The 17,053-nt window shown below is 70.8% G+C and carries 19 protein-coding genes; 17 read left to right on the forward strand and 2 right to left on the reverse strand.

Translation table 11 applies throughout. The annotated features are described in order from the left end of the window. Nucleotides 1-152 precede the first annotated feature (152 nt). From BWR60_RS29250 to BWR60_RS29300, 12 genes are all read left to right on the forward strand, one after another. The gene (locus BWR60_RS29250; RefSeq protein WP_218823736.1) at nt 153-1,073 is read left to right on the forward strand and encodes an ABC transporter permease; all 921 of its coding nucleotides are present in this window, start codon (nt 153-155) and stop codon (nt 1,071-1,073) included. 151 nt (nt 1,074-1,224) lie between these two features. Further along, the gene (locus tag BWR60_RS29255) at nt 1,225-2,004 is read left to right on the forward strand and encodes an ABC transporter permease (protein ID WP_088155673.1); all 780 of its coding nucleotides are present in this window, start codon (nt 1,225-1,227) and stop codon (nt 2,002-2,004) included. Further along, complete coding sequence (locus tag BWR60_RS29260) at nt 1,991-3,055, forward strand: ABC transporter ATP-binding protein (protein ID WP_088155675.1); 1,065 nt, start codon at nt 1,991-1,993, stop codon at nt 3,053-3,055. The genes BWR60_RS29255 and BWR60_RS29260 overlap by 14 nt, the downstream gene beginning before the upstream one ends. A gap of 2 nt (nt 3,056-3,057) precedes the next feature. Then, complete coding sequence (locus tag BWR60_RS29265; protein WP_088155677.1) at nt 3,058-3,648, forward strand: cysteine hydrolase; 591 nt, start codon at nt 3,058-3,060, stop codon at nt 3,646-3,648. A gap of 1 nt (nt 3,649) precedes the next feature. Further along, nucleotides 3,650-5,875, forward strand: coding sequence for an MGH1-like glycoside hydrolase domain-containing protein (locus tag BWR60_RS29270; protein WP_088155679.1), 2,226 nt, complete (start codon nt 3,650-3,652; stop codon nt 5,873-5,875). Nucleotides 5,876-6,246: 371 nt separating this feature from the next. Beyond that, on the forward strand, nt 6,247-6,858 hold the full coding sequence (locus BWR60_RS29275; RefSeq protein WP_088155681.1) for a TetR/AcrR family transcriptional regulator: 612 nt from the start codon (nt 6,247-6,249) through the stop codon (nt 6,856-6,858). A 340-nt stretch (nt 6,859-7,198) separates the two neighbouring features. Next, the gene (locus BWR60_RS29280; RefSeq protein WP_088155683.1) at nt 7,199-7,882 is read left to right on the forward strand and encodes a DUF3313 domain-containing protein; all 684 of its coding nucleotides are present in this window, start codon (nt 7,199-7,201) and stop codon (nt 7,880-7,882) included. 24 nt (nt 7,883-7,906) lie between these two features. Then, a complete protein-coding gene (locus BWR60_RS38775; protein ID WP_275542408.1) occupies nt 7,907-8,035 on the forward strand; it encodes a hypothetical protein in 129 nt (42 codons plus the stop codon). Further along, nucleotides 8,032-8,211, forward strand: a complete 180-nt coding sequence (locus BWR60_RS29285) for a DUF6726 family protein (RefSeq protein WP_088155685.1) — start codon at nt 8,032-8,034, stop codon at nt 8,209-8,211. Before BWR60_RS38775 ends, BWR60_RS29285 begins: the two co-directional genes overlap by 4 nt. Nucleotides 8,212-8,347: 136 nt before the next feature. Then, the gene (yghX, locus tag BWR60_RS29290; protein ID WP_088155687.1) at nt 8,348-9,235 is read left to right on the forward strand and encodes a YghX family hydrolase; all 888 of its coding nucleotides are present in this window, start codon (nt 8,348-8,350) and stop codon (nt 9,233-9,235) included. Nucleotides 9,236-9,381: 146 nt separating this feature from the next. Further along, on the forward strand, nt 9,382-9,561 hold the full coding sequence (locus BWR60_RS29295; RefSeq protein WP_218823737.1) for a hypothetical protein: 180 nt from the start codon (nt 9,382-9,384) through the stop codon (nt 9,559-9,561). Then, on the forward strand, nt 9,558-10,247 hold the full coding sequence (locus BWR60_RS29300; RefSeq protein WP_088155689.1) for a 4-carboxy-4-hydroxy-2-oxoadipate aldolase/oxaloacetate decarboxylase: 690 nt from the start codon (nt 9,558-9,560) through the stop codon (nt 10,245-10,247). Before BWR60_RS29295 ends, BWR60_RS29300 begins: the two co-directional genes overlap by 4 nt. 15 nt (nt 10,248-10,262) lie before the next feature. On the opposite strand, the gene BWR60_RS29305 is transcribed toward BWR60_RS29300, so the two are convergent. Both BWR60_RS29305 and BWR60_RS29310 read right to left on the reverse strand, forming a co-directional pair. After that, nucleotides 10,263-11,615 (reverse strand): SLC13 family permease, encoded by a 1,353-nt coding sequence (locus BWR60_RS29305; protein WP_088155691.1) that lies wholly within the window; start codon nt 11,613-11,615, stop codon nt 10,263-10,265. 52 nt (nt 11,616-11,667) lie between these two features. Next, nucleotides 11,668-12,306 carry a GntR family transcriptional regulator gene (locus BWR60_RS29310; RefSeq protein WP_230983217.1) on the reverse strand — a complete coding sequence of 213 codons (639 nt, stop codon included), beginning with the start codon at nt 12,304-12,306 and terminating at the stop codon, nt 11,668-11,670. Between the two features lie 190 nt (nt 12,307-12,496). On the opposite strand from BWR60_RS29310, the gene mdcA reads away from it, so the two are divergent. The 5 genes from mdcA to mdcE all read left to right on the forward strand — a co-directional run bounded on the left by mdcA (nt 12,497) and on the right by mdcE (nt 17,053). After that, a complete protein-coding gene (gene mdcA / locus BWR60_RS29315; protein ID WP_088155693.1) occupies nt 12,497-14,131 on the forward strand; it encodes a malonate decarboxylase subunit alpha in 1,635 nt (544 codons plus the stop codon). A 108-nt stretch (nt 14,132-14,239) separates the two neighbouring features. Further along, nucleotides 14,240-15,103 carry a triphosphoribosyl-dephospho-CoA synthase gene (locus tag BWR60_RS29320; protein ID WP_088155694.1) on the forward strand — a complete coding sequence of 288 codons (864 nt, stop codon included), beginning with the start codon at nt 14,240-14,242 and terminating at the stop codon, nt 15,101-15,103. Next, the gene (locus BWR60_RS29325) at nt 15,091-15,384 is read left to right on the forward strand and encodes a malonate decarboxylase subunit delta (protein ID WP_088155696.1); all 294 of its coding nucleotides are present in this window, start codon (nt 15,091-15,093) and stop codon (nt 15,382-15,384) included. Before BWR60_RS29320 ends, BWR60_RS29325 begins: the two co-directional genes overlap by 13 nt. Next, on the forward strand, nt 15,381-16,226 hold the full coding sequence (locus BWR60_RS29330) for a biotin-independent malonate decarboxylase subunit beta (RefSeq protein ID WP_088155698.1): 846 nt from the start codon (nt 15,381-15,383) through the stop codon (nt 16,224-16,226). Before BWR60_RS29325 ends, BWR60_RS29330 begins: the two co-directional genes overlap by 4 nt. Beyond that, nucleotides 16,223-17,053, forward strand: a complete 831-nt coding sequence (gene mdcE, locus BWR60_RS29335; protein ID WP_088155700.1) for a biotin-independent malonate decarboxylase subunit gamma — start codon at nt 16,223-16,225, stop codon at nt 17,051-17,053. The genes BWR60_RS29330 and mdcE overlap by 4 nt, the downstream gene beginning before the upstream one ends.

Consider the following 17,053-nt stretch of genomic DNA (forward strand, 5'->3'; position numbering starts at 1 on the left):
CTACCCCCCCTACCCCCCTACCCCCCTCCCGCGAGGGGAGGGGGGACAAGAAAGGACGGGCCGCTGTCCTTCACTGTCAAGCCCGAGGATGACAATAGAAGAGTACAAGTCCGGTGGAGAACGCATGAGGACGAGTGCAAGGGGATGACCCGATGACCGAGCTGGCGGCGCCGACCACCGCTTCCGCCATCACCGCCCCCGCCGCGGGCGGGGCGGAGAAGCGCGGCTGGCTGGCCACGGCCGGGCTGCTGCTGCCGGCCTATGGCTGGCTGACGCTGGCGATCTTCCTGCCGCTCTTGATGATGCTCGGCTTCTCCTTCCTCAAGGTGGCGCCCTTCGGCGGTCGGGCCATCGTCTGGACCCTCGACAACTACCTGGCCTTCCTCAAGCGGCCCTATCTCCGCGACGTCGCCTGGACCTCGCTGTCGATCGGGATCTGGACCACGCTGATCTGCGCCGTGATCGGCCTGCCGGCGGCGCTGGCCCTGGCGCGCTCCACCTTCGGCCGCACCCGGCAGGTGCTGTTCCTGCTGATCATCCTGCCGTTCTGGACCAACGGCCTGGTCCGCGTCTTCTCCTGGACCATGGTGCTGCGCGACGGCGGCATCATCGACGGGCTGTACCATTGGGTGTTCCCGGACGCGGCGCCGCTGGGCCTGCTGTACACCTATCCCGCCATCGTGGTCGGGCTGGTGCATGCCTACCTGCCCTACATGATCCTGACCTGCTACCTGTCGCTGGTGGCGATCGACGACCAGATCCTGGAGGCCGCGCGCAGCCTGGGCGCCCGCGCCCCAGTGGTGTTCTGGAAGGTCATCCTGCCGCTGGCCACGCCGGGGCTGATCTCCGGCTCGGTCCTGATCTTCGTGCCGGTGATCGGCAGCTTCATGGAGCCGCGCATCCTCGGCGGCCGGGTCGGCGTCACCATGGGCACGGTGATCGAGGACCAGTTCACCCAGGCCTTCAACTGGCCGCTGGGCGCCGCCCTGTCCTTCACCATGCTGGCGATCGTGCTGCTGATCTTCGCACTGGCCGCGCCGGTGCTGAAACGGCAAGGAGGGGCACGGGCATGAGGAACTTCCTCCCGCAGTTCCCAACACCGTCATTGCGAGCGCAGCGAAGCAATCCAGGGCCGCTCGCACTGGCCCCTGGATTGCTTCGTCGGCTCCGCCTCCTCGCAATGACGGTGAGGGACGGCGGCGCCGGGATCCGGGGAGCCTGCCCATGAAGCGCCTCGGCCTCGCCCATCTCTGGATCGTCATCGCCTTCCTGTACCTGCCGATCGCGGTGATGGTGGTGATGGCGTTCAACGCCTCGCCGCTGTACCAGCTGCCCTTCGAATTCTCGCTCGACTGGTTCGCGAAGCTGCCGGACAATGAACGTCTCCTGTCCGCCAGCGGCAACAGCCTGATCCTGGCCATCGTCACCGCCATCCTGGCCACTGCGATCGGCACCCCGGCCTCGCTGGCCCTGTCGCGGCGCAAGTTCCGCGGCCGGTCGCTGCTGCAACTGCTGCTGCTGCCGCCGATCGCCATTCCCTGGCTGATCACCGGCACCGCCATGCTGGTGTTCTTCTTCTCCACCGGCATCGGCCGCGGCCTGTTCGCCATGACCATCGGCCATGTCGCCCTGGCCATCCCCTATGTCGTGCTGGTGGTCGGCACCGGACTGCAGTCGCAGCGCGCCGATCTGGAGGAGGCGGCGATGAGCCTGGGATCGACCCCGCTGCACGCCTTCTTCAGCGTCACCCTGCCGCTGCTGCTGCCCAGCATCATCGCCGCGGCGTTGTTCGCCTTCGCCGTGTCGCTGGACCAGTTCGTGGTCTCCTACTTCCTGGCCACGCCCGGCGTCACCACCCTGCCGGTGGAGATCTACTCCGCCATCCGCAAGGGCTTCACGCCGGAGATCAACGCCATCTCCACCATCCTTCTGGGCGCCTCGATGGTCCTGGTCCTGGCCTTCGCCCTGCTGTCGAACATGGGAGGCGCCCGTGAGCGGCGTTGAAGTCACCGGCGTCAGCAAGCGCTACGGCCCCGCCACCGTGCTGGACCGGATCAGCGCGACCTTCGAGGCCGGGCGCTTCACCAGCCTGCTCGGCCCCTCCGGCTCCGGCAAGACCACGCTCTTGCGCATCGTCGCCGGCTTCGTGGTGCCGGACGAGGGCGAGCTGCGCATCGGGCCCGAGGAGGTGACGCGGGTGCCGGTGTGGAAGCGCCGCATCGGCATGGTGTTCCAGTCCTACGCCCTGTTCCCGCACATGACCGTGCTGCAGAACGTGATGTTCGGGCTGAACCGGCGCGGCGTGCGCGGACCCTCCGCTGCCAAGGAGGCGCGCGAGGCGCTGGAGATGGTGCGCCTGTCCGGCTTCGAGGGCCGCAGCCCGAAGCAGCTGTCCGGCGGGCAGCAGCAGCGCGTCGCCCTGGCCCGCGCCATCGTCACCAAGCCGACCGTGCTGCTGCTGGACGAGCCCTTGTCGGCGCTGGACCGGCGGCTGCGGCAGGAGATGCAGGTCGAGCTGAAGCGGATCCAGCGCGAGAGCGGCCTGACCACCATCTTCGTCACCCATGACCAGGAGGAGGCGCTGACCCTGTCCGACCGCATCGCCATCCTGGACCGCGGCCGGATCGTGCAGGACGGCGCGCCGGGCGAGATCTACGAACAGCCGCGCACCCGCTTCGCCGCATCCTTTCTGGGCGACGCCAACTTCCTCGAGGGCACGGTGAAGGCCGGCAACGCGGTCGAGGTGCAGGGCGGCACGGTGCGCGTGGCAGGCAGTCTGCCGGTCGCCGGGTCCAAGGTCACACTGGCGGTGCGGCCGGAGAAGATGGTGATCCTGGCCCCCAACACCGCCCACAGCTTCGACAACACCCTGCCGGCGACGTTGCGCGAGGTGATCTATGCCGGCGCGGTCTCGACCTATCTGCTGGCCGGGCCGGACGGGCGCGAGCTGAAGGTCTTCGCCCAGAACCGGTCCCAGGACAGCGCCCCGCCGGCCCCCGGCGCCGCCGTCACCCTGGGCTGGTCCGCCGCCCACACCATCGCGCTGGAGGACTGAGCATGCTGCGCTTCGGGCCGCTGTCGCCGAACACCGTCCACATCGCCATCGACCTGCAGCGCCTGTTCGCCGAGGACACGGTGTGGTCGACCCCGGCGCTGATGGGCGTGGTCCCCAACGTCGCCGCGCTGGCCAAGGCGGGGCCGACCCTGTTCCCGCGCTTCGTGACGCCGGAACGGGCGGATGACGCGCCCGGCACCTGGCGCCGCTACTACACGCATTGGGCCGCGGTGACCCGGCCGAATCTCGCGCCCGGCATGCTGGACCTGGTGGCCGATCTCGCCGCCCTGGCCGAACCCGGCAGCGTCATCGACAAGCCGACCCATTCCGCCTTCGCCGCGCCGGAATTCGTCGAGCGGCTGGCCGCGCTGAAGGCCGACACGCTGATCGTGGCGGGGGTGGAGACGGATGTCTGCGTCCTCGGCACCATCCTCGACGGCATCGACCGCGGCTTCCGCATCGTCGCCGTGTCCGACGCGATGACCAGCTCGTCGCTGCCGGGCCACCACGCCACGCTCGACCTCATCCTGCCGCGCTTCGACCAGCAGGTGGAGATCGTCACGACCGAAGCGGCCCTGCGGGCCTGGAGCTGAGATGCTGCGCGATACCACCGTCCCGCTCGCCCGGGCCTGGAACACCTGGTCCAGCCGCCCGGCCGAGATGGTGTTCCTGCCGCTGGGTGTGCGGGTGACGCCGCTGGCCTATGCCGACAGCAGCCGCGCCGCGACGCTGTTTCCGGCGAAGTCGGTCCGCTATGGCCGCCATGCCCTGGACGGCAGCCTGGTCGAGCTGGACCTGGACCATGCCGGCACCGGCCTGGCCTGGCGCTGGGCCAAGCGCGGGCCGTTCGAACTGTCCGGCACCTGGCGCACCACCAGGACCGGCGAATGGGGCCTGCGGTTCTGGTTCAATCTGTGCCTGTCGGCCGAGGACGGCCAGACGGTGCGCTGGGACCCGGCGGGCGCCGCCGTGGTCAAGATCGGGCACCGCTTCGTCGCCCTGGCCAGCGCCGAGCCGCCGGTGCAGGTGACGGGCCACGCCACGGTCGAGGCCGTGGCCGAGGATTACGAGACCCACGGCTATTTCCATCTCGGCGCGCGGTCGGAGGCGGCGCCGGTGCTGGTGCTGCGCTTCAACCTGGAGATGATGCGCGACGGCGGCATCGGCGTCGCCGTGGCCGACCGGGCGGACCTGGCGGTCGAGCGCGCCAAGGCGCTGGCGGCCGAGCCGGGCGAGGCGCCAAGCCTTCCCACGCAGACCGGTGCCCAGGCCGGGTCGCTGGACGCGCTGCGCGACGTCATGGCCTGGAACACGGTGTGGGACGAGGTCAACCACCGGCCCTACACCTCGATCAGCCGCAACTGGAACCTGTCCAAGTTCGGCGGCTTCGGCGTCTGGCTGAACGACCAGCTCTACAACGCGCTGCTGACCGGGTATCTCGACCAGGAGATGGCGCGGGAGAACCTGGCGGCGTCGCTGGCCAGCGCCACGCCGGAGGGCAACCTTGCCTGCCTGCTGACCGCGAACGACGCCTGGGTCGACCGCACCCAGCTGCCGATCGGGTCGTTCCTGCTGTGGCTGATCTATCTCCGCTCGCGCTCGCGGCCGATGCTGGAGCTAGCCTATGGCACGCTGGCGCGCAACCACGCCTGGTGGTGGCGCGAACGCGACCTGCGCGGCCGGGGCCTGGTCTCCTACGGCACCTCGGATGTCGGCGAAGGGCTGTACAAGGGCACCTCCTTCGGCGCCCGCAACGAATCCAGCATGGACAATTCGCCGATCCATGACCAGGCGGCCTATGACCCGGAGACGCGGTCGCTGCAGTCCTGCGATGTCGGGCTGAACAGCCTGCTGGCCTTCGACGCCGAGGTGCTGTCCTGGATCGCCGCCGAGCTGGGCGACGACGAGGCCGTCGCCTCCCATGCCGAGACCGCAGCCCGCACCCGGGCGAAGATCGGCGCCGAGCTGTGGGATGAGACCCGCGGCATCTTCGCCAACCGACTGTGGTCCGGCGCGTTCGTGCGCAGCCTGGGCCCGACCAGCTTCTACCCGCTGATCTGCGGCGCCGCCTCGCCCGAGCAGGCGCAGCGCCTGCTGGCCCATCTCAAGGACCCCGCCACCTTCGGCGGCGCGTTCGTCATCCCCGGCACCACGCGCGACGACCCGGCGGCCAAGGACAATTCCTACTGGCGCGGCCGGATCTGGCCGCCCCTGAACTGGATGGTCTGGCACGGGCTGCGCCGCAACGGCTTCGAGGGCGAGGCCGTGAAGCTGGCCGAGGACAGCCTGCGCCTGTTCCGCGCGGCCTGGGACGAGCGCCGGCTGTGCCCGGAGAACTTCAACGCCGAGACCGGCGAGCCGATGGACCAGCCGGACACCGAGGGCTTCTACAGCTGGGGCGCGCTGCTGCCGGCGCTCGGCGTCGCCCGGGTGATGGACATCAACCCGTGGGGCGGATGGGAGCTGGTGAATGGCGGCGCCGACGCGACGCTCGGGCCCATCGCCAGCCCGGCCGGCGCGGTGACGGTGCGCATCGCCGATGGCATGCTGGCGCTGCAGCAGGGCCGTCGCACTCTGCTGGAGACGAATGTCGCCGGCCGGCTGTCGCAGCTGCGCTTCGGCGCGGGCGACATCGCCGTCACCCTGCCGCCGGACCTGCCCGATGGCGCCTGGCTGCGCTTCCCGTCCCTGGCGCCGGACCGGGTGCTGGATCTGCGGATCGGCGACGAAACCGCCGTCCCCCGCGCGGAAGACGGCGTCACCGTGGACCTGCCCGCCGACGCCGCCGGTCGCGTCCTGCGGGTGATCCTGGCGGCGTAATGGGTCATCCGACCAGGGCAATCGCTTGAAAGCAGCGCGATGTCGATGGCCTTGCGTCGCCTCTCCCGTAAACAAGACTTTTTCGTAGCGCCCCCCTCACCGTCATTGCGAGAGGCGAAGCCGACGAAGCAATCCAGGGGCCGGTTCGCACTGGCCCTGGATTGCTTCGCTACGCTCGCAATGACGGTGTTTGGAATTCCGAAAGGGTCTCGTAAGCGGGAGAGGCAATCGGACCGTGCCCTGTCCGCCGCGGAAGGTGCTTCAAGCGATTGCCCTGAGAAACCGACCTTGCGGTCTGTTTTTTCGCGGCCGGACGGGCTATCTCTTTGGGTCGGTGGGCGGCGCCAGCCGCCACGGCCCAGTGAGAGAGCATGGACAACGCCACCCGTTCGGAACGATCCCGCGCCGCCGCCATCCAGGCGGCGCTCGCCATCATCGCGCGCGACGGCCCGGGCCGGCTGACGCTCGACGCCATCGCGCGCGAGAGCGGCATCAGCAAGGGCGGGGTCATGCACCATTTCCGCACCAAGGACGCGGTGGTGAAGGCCCTGCTGGAGCACCTGACCGAGCGCTTCGGCAAGTTCACCCAGGAGTATCTGGCCGGGATCGGCCCCGACAAGCCCGGCGCGGTGCTGGAGGCGCAGATCGCGACGCTGCGCGAATCCATTGCCACGCCGCACTCCGCCTTCTTCGCCATCCTCGGCGCCGTGGCCGAGAATCCCGATTTGCTTTCCATCAACCGCGAGGCGGAGGCCGAGGCGCTGGAGGCCGTCAAGGCCGAGGCCGCCGATCCGGACCTGGCGGTGCTGCGCTGGATGGCGGCCCGGGGCCTGCATTTGACGACGCTGCTGGGGACCTGCCCGCTAACCGCGGAGGAGCGCGACCGGCTGTTCGACCGGCTGCTGGACGAGACGCGCTGGTCCGCGGCCGACAAGCCGGCCCCTGCGCGCCCGTCCCGCGGCCGGAAGAACGCCGACGTCTGACCCTGGCCGCGCCGGTGTCGAGCATCGATCGCGGCTTAATAAAAACCGTCTGGACGGTTTGTATTTGATCCTGTAAGGTCCCGATCATTCCAGCTCGCAAGGATGACGGCATGACCCAGCCTGCATCGTCGACGGCGGGAGAACGCGGCCTCGGCGGCACCGGCGACCAGCCGGCCCGGCACCGCCTCGGCATCGCCCCCGACTGATCCTCTGACGACGGCCGGCCCGCAGGCCGGCACACCCACCCATCGGCGCGATCGCACCCTCCGGCACGGCCCGGCAGGGACCGGAATCCCTCGCCCGGGACCCCGGCGCCGCACCTCATCGCAATGGAGTTCCCATGAACCGATCGATCCCCCTGCCGCGCCCCGCACGGGGGCTGACCGGGCTGTCGCTCGCGGCCATCGCCCTGGCCCTGGCCGGCTGCGGCAACGCCGCCCCGGTCGCCTATTCCGGCATCGCCTCCTCCGCCCAGCTGGCGCCGAACCCGCAGGACGACACCGGGCATATCCCGTTCCGCTACGCCACGCCGGTGGACTGGCGCAGCTACAACCGGATCATCGTCGACCCGATCGTGGTCTATCGCGGCGCGGACAACCAGTTCGGCGACATGTCCGAGGCGGACAAGGCCGAGCTGGCCCATGCCATGCAGATGGCCTTCGTGGAGAAGCTGAAGACCCGCTTCGCCCTGGCCGCCGACCCGGCCCCGGGCACGCTGCGCCTGCGGCTGACGCTGACCGGCGCCGCGACCAGCACGCCGGTGCTGAGCACCTTCACCCGCATCGATATCGGCGGCGGCCTGTACAACGGCGTCCAGGCGGTGCGCGGCGGCGAGGGCCTGTTCACCGGGTCGGTGATCTACGCCGCCGAGATCTACGACGCGCCGACCAACCGCCTGCTCAACGCCTTCGTGGCGAAGCAATACCCCGGATCGATGAATATCGGCGCCACCTTCGGGTCGTTGGACGCCGCCAAGACCGGCCTGGAGAAGGGCGCGGACGCCCTGGTCGCGCAGCTGCAATGACCCATCCCATGACGGAGGATCGCCATGATCTTCGAGATGCTCTGGTTCGGCAGCATCCTGTCCTGCGCCGGCCTCTATGTCTGGAGCTACGCGGCGAGCTGCCTGTCGCGGAAGCGCCCTCGGCCCGAGGCCGGGACGGGAGACCGCCGGTGATCCGCCGCCTCCGCCCCGCCGCCCTGCTGCTGGTCCTGACCGCGGCGACCGGCCTGGCCGGCTGCGGCCTGGTCGCCCTGCCGGTCCGCACCACCAGCGCCGTGGTCAAGGTGGTGCCGGTGGCCGGCCATGTCGCCGCGGCGCCGCTGGACGTCACCGCCGACGCCATCGACTGACAGCATCCCTGATGTGTCGCCGCCGTGACGGCGGCGACATGCCGCACATCCGACGGGACCGGCCGGACCGAACGTGTGGGAGCGTGTCGCCGCCTTCGGGAGTCGCGGGCGGCCTCAACGAAAGGGGGAGCGCTTCATGACCCGTCTCACCGCCAAGGACTTCCAGCCCGAGCTGCTGGAGCTCTACGACTATTACGTCCACGGAAAGATCACCAAGCGCGAGTTCCTGGACCGCGCCGGCAAGTTCGCCGTGGCGGGGCTGAGCGCGGCGTCGATCCTGGCGTCGCTGAGCCCGAACTACGCGATGGCACAGCAGGTGGAGTTCACCGACCCCGATATCGTCGCGAAATACATCACCTACACATCGGCCAAGGGCAATGGCGAGGTGCGCGGCTATCTGGTGCGCCCGGCCAAGGCCGCCGGCAAGGTGCCGGGCGTCGTGGTGGTGCACGAGAATCGCGGCCTAAATCCGTATATCGAGGATGTGGCCCGCCGCGTGGCCAAGGCCGGCTTCATCGCCCTGGCGCCGGACGGGCTGACCTCGGTCGGCGGCTATCCCGGCAATGACGACGAGGGCCGCGACCTGCAGCAGAAGGTCGACCCGGCCAAGCTAATGAACGACTTCTTCGCCGCCGTCGAGTTCCTGATGCAGGGCGACCTGACCACCGGCAAGGTCGGCATCACCGGCTTCTGCTATGGCGGCGGCGTCGCCAACGCCGCGGCCGTGGCCTATCCGGAGCTGGCCGCCGCCGTGCCGTTCTACGGCCGCCAGCCGAAGGCGGAGGACGTGCCGCGCATCAAGGCGCCGCTGCTGCTGCACTATGCCGGGCTGGACACCGGCATCAACCAGGGCTGGCCGGCCTATGAGGCCGCGCTGAAGGCGTCGAACAAGACCTACGAGGCCCATATCTATCCGGGCGTGAACCACGGCTTCCACAACGATTCCACGCCCCGCTACGACGAGGCGGCGGCCAAGCTGGCCTGGGACCGGACGATCGCCTGGTTCAAGCGCCACCTGGCTTGAGGACCTTTTCACCACACCCATCCCTCGCCGTCATTGCGAGGAGGCGAAGCCGACGAAGCAATCCAGGGGCCGGCGCGAGCGGCCCTGGGTTGCTTCCCCCGGCCCAAGGCCGGGGTCGCGATGACGGTTTCGGGATTATCGACGAGGTGTGGGAGATCAAGCTCCAGGCCTTCCAGGTGCTGGCCGCGCAGAAGCACCTGTGGGACTACTACACCCGCTTGGCCCCGAATCGCGGCATGCAGGGCGGCCGCAACTCGGGCCGGCCGATGACCTATGGCGAGGCCTATCAGCGCCTGTTCCCGGAAGCACTGGAGGTGCTGGCATGAGGCCCGTCGTCGTCCGCAACATCCGCCGGGTCGAGCCCGAAACCGCCAGACGTCTCGCCGCCTGCGGCGTGTCGACCGTGCACGAGGCCATGGGGCGCACGGGGCTGCTGAAGACCTATATGCGCCCGGTCTGGCCCGGCGCCGCCATCGCCGGCAGCGCCGTCACCGTGCTGGCCCAGCCCGGCGACAACTGGATGCTGCATGTGGCGGTGGAGCAGTGCCGGCCCGGCGACGTGCTGGTGGTGGCCTGCACCACCGACAACACCGACGGCATGTTCGGCGAGCTGCTGGCCACCTCGGTCCAGGCCCGCGGCGTGCTGGGGCTGGTGATCGATGCCGGCTGTCGCGACGTCAAGGCGCTGGCCGAGATGCGGTTCCCGGTGTGGTCGCGCGCGATCTCGGCCAAGGGCACGGTCAAGGCGACGCTGGGCAGCGTCAACGTCCCGGTGGTCTGCGCCGGCGCCCAGATCATGCCCGGCGACGCGATCGTCGCCGATGATGACGGCGTGGTCGTCGTGCCCCGCGCCCAGGCCGCGGAGGTCGCGGCGCTGGGCGAGAAGCGGGTCGCCAATGAGGAGGAGAAGCGGGCCCGGCTGGCGGCCGGTGAGCTCGGCCTCGACATGTACAGGATGCGGGAGGCGCTGGAAGCGGCCGGGCTGACCTATGTCGACGAGCTGCCGGACTGAGCGGCCATGCTGGGGCTACAGCAGCCCCGGCACCACCAGCGCCAGCCAGGCCAGCAGCGGCCCGACCAGCACCACGATCCCGCTGTAGATCAGCATCTGCCGGAAGAAGGCGTCGCGGTCGATGCCATGGGCGTTGGCCACCACCAGCGCGCCATTGGTCGAGAACGGGCTGACATCGACGATGGTGGTCGAGATCGCGATCGCCGCCACCATGCCCGGCACGCCGAGATGGCCCTGCATCAAGAGCGGCACGGCCAGCGGGATGGTGGCGCCCAGCACCGCGACCGAGGAGGCGAAGGCCGAGACCACGCCGGCGACATAGCACAGCAGCAGCGCGCCCAGCAGCGGCGCCGCCATGGTCGAGACGCCGCCGCCGACATAGTCGACCGCGCCGGCCTTCTGCAGCACGCCGATATAGGTGATGACGCCGCCGATCAGCAGCACGGTCGACCAGCTGATCTTGTCGACCGCGCCCTTCTGGCCGCGCGGGCAGACCAGGGCCAGGACCACGGCGACGCTCATCGCCACCAGGCCGACATTCAGGTTGAAGGCCAGCGAGGCGACGGCCAGCACCACCAGCCCGGTCAGGGTCAGCGCCTGCTCGCGGTCCAGCGCGACATGGTGATCCTCGCCCTCGCGATGCACCGCCCCGGGCCGCGGCGCGGCCGGCCGGGCCGGGGTGCCGCCATGGCCGCTGACCGGCACCGAGGCGCCGGCCGGCACGGCGTCGACCAGCCCCTCGAAGTCCTCGGACGGGCGCCGCACCGGCAGCCGGTGGCCGCCGAACACGAAGAAGATCACCAGCGCCACCGCGGCGTTGAAGGCCAGGCTGGACAGGAACAGCACGATCTCGTCGCCCGGCAGCCCGGCGTTCTTCACCACCTGGTTGGTGATGCCGCCATAGATGCTGATCGGGGAGAAGCCGCCGCCCTGGGCGCCATGCACCACCATCAGCCCCATCAGCATCGGGTGGATCCGGTAGCGGGCGGCGAAGCGCAGCGCGATCGGCGCGATGATGGCGACGGCGCCGGGGCTGACCGCGCCGATGGCGGTGAGCACGGCCGAGACCGCGAACATCACCCAGGGGATCACCGAGATGCGACCGCCGACCAGGCGCACGGCGTAGTGCACCAGCCAGTCGACCGTGCCGTTGTTCTGGGCGATGGCGAAGAGATAGGTGATGCCGACCAGGGTGACGAACAGGTCGCCCGGGAAGCCGGCCAGGATCTGCGTCGCCGACATGCCGACGAAGACCTGGCCGACCAGGAAGGCCGCGGCGAAGCCGAGGGCGCCCATATTGATCGGCAGGGCGGTGGCGACGACGAACATCACCACCAGCCCGAGGATGGATGCGATCTGCGCGGACACGCGTTTCCCCCTTCTTGTCGTTCTGTTTTGCGAAGCCCCGTTCCCGGAAGCGTCAGCCGGCCGGGTCCAGCGTCAGGAATCTCGCCAGGGCGCTGCCGGCGTTCAGCATGTGCTCGCGCATGGCGAAGGCGGCCTCGTCCGGGTCGCCGCGGGTCATCGCCCGCAGGATCCGGCCATGCTCGTCGCGCGAATGCACCAGCCGGTTGGGATAGCGCAGCTGGGTGCGCCGGAACGGCAGCAGCCGGGCGCGCAGCTGCAGCGCGTGCTCGACCAGGAAGTCGTTGTGGGTGGCGCGGTAGATGCCCTCATGGAAGGCCAGGTTGAAGGCGTCGTAGCCGGCGATGTCGCCCGACTGCAGCAGCGCCTCCGACTCCTCGTGCAGCTCGACCAGCCGGCCGCGCTCCAGCGCCGTCATCCGATTGGTCGCCATGCGCGCGCACATCGCCTCGATCTCGGCCGTGACCTCGAACATCTCGGACAGGGTCTCGATCGTCATCGGCAGCACGACGATGCCGCGGCGCGGCCGGATCTCGACCAGCCCGGCGGCGGCCAGCTGGCGCACCGCGTCGCGCACCGGGGTGCGGGACGCGCCATAGGTCTCGGCCAGCTGCGCCTCGTCCAGCACGGTGCCGGGCGGCATGCGGCCGGTGGAGATCTCGTCGGTCAGCGCCAGGCGGATGCGTTCCGACAAGGACGCGCGATCGTCAGCGGGCGTATCCTGAAGGGCCAAGTTCGCGGCCTCCCCGTGCACGTTAATTGATTTTAATGACGATACCGTATCCCAACGGCTTGCCAAGCGCAATCTCTGTATTCATATTCCCGGACACAGACGGCATTCGTATACACTGAGTCGTCGATCCGACCCGCTGCGGAGACACACCATGGATCAGCCCTGGTCGACGCTGCCCGCCCGCAAGCAAAGGCGCCTGGAGCGCGCCGCCGCCTTCGCCGACGGCCCGATCCTGGATCCGGCCCGGATCGGCGACGCGCTGGCGGCGCTGATCGAGCCGGGCGACCGCGTGGCGCTGGAAGGCGACAACCAGAAGCAGGCGGATTTCCTGTCCCGCGCTTTGGCCGCCCTCGACCCCGCCGCGGTGCACGACCTGCACCTGCTGATCTCGACCCTGGGCCGGCCCGAGCATCTCGACCTGTTCGAGCGCGGCATCGCCCGCAAGGTCGACTTCTCCTTCGCCGGGCCGCAGAGCCTGCGCGTGGCGCAGCTGCTGGAGGATGGCAAGCTCGAGATCGGCGCGATCTACACCTATGTCGAGCTCTACGCCCGGATGTTCGTCGACCTGACGCCGCAGGTGGCGCTGGTCTGCGCCGAGAAGGCGGACCGGCACGGCAACCTGTACACCGGCGCCAACACCGAGGACACGCCGACCATCGTCGAGGCCACGGCCTTCCGCCACGGCGTGGTGGTGGCGCAGGTCAACGAGATCGTCGACGAGCTGCCGCGGGTCGACATCCCCGCCTCCTGGGTCGATTTCGTGGTCGAGGCCGACCGGCCCTTCGCGGTCGAGCCGCTGTTCACCCGCGACCCGCGCCATATCGGCGAGCTGCAGATCCTGATGGGGATGATGATCATCCGCGGGATCTATGAGCGGCACGGCGTCACCGCGTTGAACCACGGCATCGGCTTCGACACCGCGGCGGTGGAGCTGCTGCTGCCGACCTATGGCGAGAGCCTGGGGCTCAAGGGAAAGATCTGCCGCAACTGGGCCTTGAACCCGCATCCGACGCTGATCCCGGCGATCGAGAGCGGCTGGGTCGAGAGCGTGCACTGCTTCGGCAGCGAGGTCGGGATGGAGGAGTATATCCGTGCCCGGCCGGACATCTTCTTCGTCGGCCGCGACGGCAGCCTGCGGTCGAACCGCGTGTTCTGCCAGCTGGCCGGCCAGTACGGCGTCGACCTGTTCATCGGCTCGACCCTGCAGATGGATGCGGACGGCAACTCCTCCACCGTCACGCTGGGGCGGCTGGCCGGGTTCGGCGGCGCGCCGAACATGGGCCACGACCCGCGCGGCCGCCGCCATGCCAGCGACGCCTGGCTGAGCCTGATGACCTCGAAGGCGCCGGTCGCCCGCGGCCGCAAGCTGGTGGTGCAGACGGTCGAGACCTTCAAGTCGGGCGGCGTGCCGGCCTTCGTCGAAACGCTGGACGCGGTCGAGGTCGGCCGCAACAGCGGCATGCCGGTGGCCCCGGTGATGATCTATGGCGACGATGTCTCCCATGTCGTGACCGAGGAGGGCATCGCCTATCTCTACAAGGCCGAGGGCGGCGAGGAGCGGCGCGCCGCCATCGCCGCCGTGGCCGGCGCCACCGGGATCGGCCGGCGGGCGGAGGCGAAGCGGACCGCCGACCTGCGGTCCCGCGGCATCGTCGCCTATCCCGAGGATCTCGGCGTCAGCCGGCTGCAGGCCAACCGCTCGCTGCTGGCGGCGCGCTCGATCGACGACCTGGTGGACTGGTCCGGCGGTCTGTACCGCCCGCCGGCCCGGTTCCGCAGCTGGTGACCGGCGATGGGCGTGATCGCAAAGCCTGATCCGTCATTGCGAGCCCCGAAGGGGCGCGGCAATCCAGGAATCGTGCCGCTGGATCGCCACGTCGCTTCGCTCCTCGCGATGACGATCAAAGAGCCGGATCTCTCCGTCATCCTCAACCCCGACGCCCTCGCCGATCTCGCCGCCTGGGCACTGATCGAGGAGGCGGAGCTGACGCCGAAGCCCGGGCTGGTCGACCGGCGCGGCCCCGGCGCGCATCGCGACCTTGACCTGGAGACGCTGCGCCGCTCCGCCCGCTCGCTGCGCCCGGCCTTCCGCGCCATGGCCGAGGCCGCCCGGGGCCGCCAGCCGGACCAGGCGCTGCGTGAGGATCTGGCCGCGATCGGCCGCGTCGGCGAGGTCCGGATGATGGCGGCGACCGGCGGCAGCAACGCCCATCGCGGCGCGATCTGGGCGCTGGGTCTGCTGCTGGCCGGGACGGTGATCGCCGGCCCGGCCGGTCCCCGCCGCATCGCCGCCACGGCCGCCGCGATCGCCCGCTGGCCCGACCGGTTCGCGCCGCAGTCTTCGAGCCATGGCGAGCAGGTGCGGCAGGCGCATGGCGCCGCCGGCGCCCGCGGCGAGGCGCAGACAGGCTTCCCGCATGTCGTCGCCATCGCCCTGCCCGCGCTGCGTGCGAGCCGCGCCGCCGGCGCCGCCGAGACCGAGGCGCAGCTGGACGCGCTGCTGGCGGTGATGGCGTCGCTGGACGACACCTGCCTGCTGCATCGCGGCGGCCGCCCGGCCCTCGAAGCAGCCCAGTCCGGCGCCCGCGCCGTGCTGGCGGCCGGCGGCACCGCCACCCCGGCCGGGCGTGCCGCGCTGCAGGCGCTCGACGCCGATCTTCTCGCCCGCTGGGTGTCGCCCGGCGGCTCGGCGGACCTGCTGGCCGCCGCCCTGTTCCTGGACCGTATCGACCGGAGCTTCGCATCATGGAACGCCTGAGCTTCGACTACCCCGCCACCACGCCCGTGCCGCGGCGCGCCCATGTCGGCGTCGTCGGCTCCGGCAATCTCGAGGTGCTGATCGAGCCCTCGCCGGACGGCCAGGCCCATATCCGCGTCACCACCAGCGTCGACGGCTATGGCGCGGTGTGGCAGGCGGTGCTGGATCGCTTCATCGCCCGGCACGGCGTCGCCGCCTCGGTCGAGATCAATGATTTCGGCGCCACGCCCGGCATGGTGGCGCTGCGCCTGGAACAGGCGGTGGAGGCCACCAAGTCATGAACGCCATCACCCCGCGCAACAGCTTCATCGAGCGGACCGCCCGCGACCGCGCCCGGGCGCTGCTGGACGAGGGCAGCGTCCGCGAGATCCTGGGCCCGTTCGACCGGCTGGTCTCGCCCTGGCTGCCGCTGCAGGGCATCCCCACCCAGTCCGATGACGGGGTGGTGCTGGCCCGCGGCCGCATCGACGGGCAGCCGGCCGTCGTCGCCGCGATCGAGAGCGCCTATCAGGGCGGCAGCATGGGCGAGGTCGGCGGCGCCAAGATCGCCGGCGCGCTGGAGCGGGCGCTGGCCGATCATGAGCGCGGCATCCCGACCCGGCCGGTGATCCTGTTCGAGACCGGCGGCGTGCGGCTGCAGGAGGCCAATCTGGGCCTGGCCGTGATCGCCGAGATCCAGGCCGGGATCCTCGCCCTCCGCCCGCGCGTGCCGGTGGTCGGCGTGGTCTCCGGCATGGTCGGCTGCTTCGGCGGCATGTCGCTGGCGGCGGCGCTGTGCAGCACGCTGATCGTCACCCGCCAGGCCCGCCTCGGCATGAACGGGCCGGAGGTGATCGAGCAGGAGGCCGGGATCGAGGAGCTGGACTCCTCCGACCGCAAGCTGATCTGGAGCCTGATCGGCGGCGAGCAGCGCCGGGAAGCCGGCTTCGTCGACGCGCTGGTCGCGGATGATGCCGGCGCGATCGCCGCGGCCGTGCGCGCCGCCTTCGCCGCCGGCGTGACCGGGACCTATCGCAGCGCCGCGGTCGACCTGTACCGGGCGCGGCTGGCGGCGATCGACCCGGCCGCGCCGCCGACGCCGGAGCAGTTGCGCGGCCTGTGGGGCGAGGAGAGCGTGTCATGAGCACGACAACATCATCCGACAGCCGAGGCCGCATCTGGCTCTCGGCCCTGGCTGGACCGGGAACTGCAGTCGAGGACACGTCGACCGTGCTGGCCGCCGACGCGCCGCTGGGCGGCGAGGCCGCGCGCTTCATCGCGGTGGTGCCCGATCCGGCCAACCGCTTCCCGCGGGCCCGGCAGGGCGAGGTCGGGCTGGAGGAGGGCTGGGGCCTGGCCGCCGCCATCCGCGAGATCATCGAGGCCGACCGGGACGGCGCCAGGCGCCCGATCGTCGCCCTGGTCGACGTCACCAGCCAGGCCTATGGACGGCAGGAGGAGATGCTGGGCATCCACCTGGCCTGCGCCGCGGCCGCCGACGCCTACGCGGCGGCCCGGCTGGCCGGCCATCCGGTGGTGGCGCTGCTGGTCGGCAAGGCGATGTCCGGCGCCTTCCTGGCCCATGGCTACCAGGCCAACCGCATCCTGGCGCTGGCCGATGACGGCGTGCTGGTCCACGCCATGGGCCGCGAGGCCGCCGCACGCGTCACCCGCCGCACCGTCGCCGAGCTGGACCGGCTGGGCGAGCAGGTGCCGCCGATGGCCTACGGCATCCGCGCCTATGCCGGCCTCGGCCTGCTGCACCGGCTGATCGAGGGCGTCGGGGCCGACGCGCCAGCCACCGCGGATGTCGAGCGGGTGCGGGCCGAGCTGGCGGCGGCGGTGGCCGATATCCGCAGCTCCGGCCAGCGCGACCTGTCCTCCCGCCTGACCTCCGCGGCGGCGCTGCAGGGCCGGCCCGCCTCGATCGAGGTGCGCCGGCGGCTGGCCGAGCAATGGGATGCGGCGTGA

Origin of the sequence: Inquilinus limosus (assembly GCF_002195995.1) — a bacterium.
GTDB classification, from domain to species: Bacteria; Pseudomonadota; Alphaproteobacteria; order DSM-16000; family Inquilinaceae; genus Inquilinus; species Inquilinus limosus_C.

Excerpts from the sequence above, each read along its gene's own strand:
- mdcE (WP_088155700.1), top strand. The coding sequence starts at position 16,223 with ATGAGCACGACAACATCATCCGACAGCCGAGGCCGCATCTGGCTCTCG.
- BWR60_RS29250 (WP_218823736.1), top strand. The coding sequence starts at position 153 with ATGACCGAGCTGGCGGCGCCGACCACCGCTTCCGCCATCACCGCCCCC.
- BWR60_RS29275 (WP_088155681.1), top strand. The coding sequence starts at position 6,247 with ATGGACAACGCCACCCGTTCGGAACGATCCCGCGCCGCCGCCATCCAG.
- BWR60_RS29255 (WP_088155673.1), top strand. The coding sequence starts at position 1,225 with ATGAAGCGCCTCGGCCTCGCCCATCTCTGGATCGTCATCGCCTTCCTG.
- BWR60_RS29330 (WP_088155698.1), top strand. The coding sequence starts at position 15,381 with ATGAACGCCATCACCCCGCGCAACAGCTTCATCGAGCGGACCGCCCGC.
- BWR60_RS38775 (WP_275542408.1), top strand. The coding sequence starts at position 7,907 with ATGATCTTCGAGATGCTCTGGTTCGGCAGCATCCTGTCCTGCGCCGGC.
- BWR60_RS29325 (WP_088155696.1), top strand. The coding sequence starts at position 15,091 with ATGGAACGCCTGAGCTTCGACTACCCCGCCACCACGCCCGTGCCGCGG.
- BWR60_RS29270 (WP_088155679.1), top strand. The coding sequence starts at position 3,650 with ATGCTGCGCGATACCACCGTCCCGCTCGCCCGGGCCTGGAACACCTGG.
- BWR60_RS29320 (WP_088155694.1), top strand. The coding sequence starts at position 14,240 with ATGACGATCAAAGAGCCGGATCTCTCCGTCATCCTCAACCCCGACGCC.
- BWR60_RS29280 (WP_088155683.1), top strand. The coding sequence starts at position 7,199 with ATGAACCGATCGATCCCCCTGCCGCGCCCCGCACGGGGGCTGACCGGG.
- BWR60_RS29265 (WP_088155677.1), top strand. The coding sequence starts at position 3,058 with ATGCTGCGCTTCGGGCCGCTGTCGCCGAACACCGTCCACATCGCCATC.
- BWR60_RS29300 (WP_088155689.1), top strand. The coding sequence starts at position 9,558 with ATGAGGCCCGTCGTCGTCCGCAACATCCGCCGGGTCGAGCCCGAAACC.
- mdcA (WP_088155693.1), top strand. The coding sequence starts at position 12,497 with ATGGATCAGCCCTGGTCGACGCTGCCCGCCCGCAAGCAAAGGCGCCTG.
- yghX (WP_088155687.1), top strand. The coding sequence starts at position 8,348 with ATGACCCGTCTCACCGCCAAGGACTTCCAGCCCGAGCTGCTGGAGCTC.